This window comes from Streptomyces sp. NPDC040405, assembly GCF_055595765.1.
This window is the reverse complement of sequence record NZ_JBVIVI010000040.1, coordinates 1-1,613: the sequence shown is the minus strand read 5'-3', so window position 1 is coordinate 1,613 and position 1,613 is coordinate 1. Positions and strand designations below refer to the sequence as shown.

The following is a 1,613-nucleotide window of genomic DNA, read 5'->3' as shown; positions in this document are numbered from 1 at the left end:
AGAAGCCGTTGTCTTTCCGAGCGTGACTGCTGCGTTTCTGCTGGTCAGGCATAGTTCGTTTCTCGTGCGGCAGTGATGGCGTGTCGTGTTGTCTCCTCGGTGGAGGTGCCGTGTGCCGTCGGTGATGGGGTTGCTGGAGGAACGCGAGCGTGCCGCCAGGCAGCGGGTGGAGTCTCTTCAGGCCGAGTTGCGGCAAGCGGAAGCCGCGTTGGAGCGGTTCATGATCGCCCGTGAGACTGTCGGGCAGGTCATGGCGGAGCCGAGCGGCCGCGGGGATGCACCGGTGATCGTGCCTGATGGGCGAGAGCGGCCGGTCGTGGGTGCGGTGCCCGGCTCGGTGGTGCCGGTGTGGCGGGAAGGACTCGACGCCGGTGTGCTGGCGCCGGACTATCGGCGGATCATGGCCATCGTTGCCGACCAGGGCGGGGAAGCGATGGACTGCCGGCAGCTCGCTGCGGCACTCGGTCTGGCGGTAGTCCCGGCGAAAGTCGAGGGGGTGCGGTCGAAGGTCAAGCGCCTGGCCGCGCGGGGCTGGCTGGTCGAGACGGTGCCGGGCAGGTTCGGCGACGCTGCCGGGCCAGGCGGCGGCTCATGACCATGCTCATCGACCACCAGATCATCGCCTCCGCGCTGTCGGTGCGGCCCTCGTAGTCGCGGGCCAGGCGGCGGGAGCGCATCAGCCATGCAAACGTGCGCTCGACCAGCCACCTCTTGGGCAGCACAGTGAACCCCGAGGCATCGTCACTGCGTTTGACCACGGTCAGCGCGATCTGCCAGAGGCTGCGGGCGACGTCGACCAGCGGCCCGGTGTAACCGCCGTCGGCCCACACCCTGGTCACGCGCCAATGCCTGTGCCGCAGCCGGGCCAGCAGGCTGCGGCCCGCGTCCCGGTCGGTGACCGACGCTGCCGTGACCATCACCGCCAGCAGCAGCCCGAGAGTGTCGACCACGACGTGCCGCTTGCGGCCGTTGACCTTCTTGCCGCCGTCGAAGCCCCGGCTGGCGGCCGGCACCGACGCGGCCGCTTTCACCGACTGCGCATCGATGACCCCGGCGGTCGGCTCCGCGTCCCGTCCCTCAGCCTCGCGGACCCGGTCACGCAGCCGGTCGTGCAACTCGCTGATCCAGCCCTTGTCCCGCCAGCGCCGCCAGAAGGCGTAGACGCGGTCCCACGCGGGGAAATCGCCAGGCATCGCCCGCCACGTGATGCCGCCGGCCACCAGGTAGCGGATGGCGTCGATCATCTGCCGGTGGCAGTAGCCCTCCGGCTGCCCGCCCCTGCCCTCCAGCCATCCCGGCACCGGCAGCAAGCCCCGCACTTCGGCCCACTCCGCGTCCGTCATGTCCGACGGATACCTCGGCCGCCTGTCCGAACGATCCCCCGCATTGCCGTACACGTGCGCGAGGCAATCACACGACCGAGCAACCGAGTTGGACGACAAGAGCAACGGAAAGCAAGACTGCGACACAGGGCCTCCTGACGCTCGAAGGACTTCAGCAATCCCGAGCTGGGCAGGAGGCCCTGCTTTCATACCTGCTTCGGCCGGAGATCACCCAACCGAGTCGCCACACTCGAACCAGTGATCACCATGACCGATAGAGCAACGGCTTCT

General features: G+C 68.8%; 2 protein-coding genes. One reads left to right on the top strand and one right to left on the bottom strand.

The annotated features are described in order from the left end of the window. Positions 1–112: 112 nt before the first annotated feature. A complete protein-coding gene (locus ACZ59A_RS44880; protein ID WP_470971658.1) occupies positions 113–595 on the top strand; it encodes a hypothetical protein in 483 nt (160 codons plus the stop codon). Here the strand turns inward: ACZ59A_RS44880 and ACZ59A_RS44875 are convergent. Continuing rightward, positions 510–1,343, bottom strand: a complete 834-nt coding sequence (locus ACZ59A_RS44875; RefSeq protein WP_470971656.1) for an IS5 family transposase — start codon at positions 1,341–1,343, stop codon at positions 510–512. The genes ACZ59A_RS44880 and ACZ59A_RS44875 overlap by 86 nt on opposite strands. Between the last annotated feature and the right edge of the window lie 270 nt (positions 1,344–1,613).

Excerpts from the sequence above, each read along its gene's own strand:
- ACZ59A_RS44875 (WP_470971656.1), bottom strand. The coding sequence starts at position 1,343 with ATGACGGACGCGGAGTGGGCCGAAGTGCGGGGCTTGCTGCCGGTGCCG.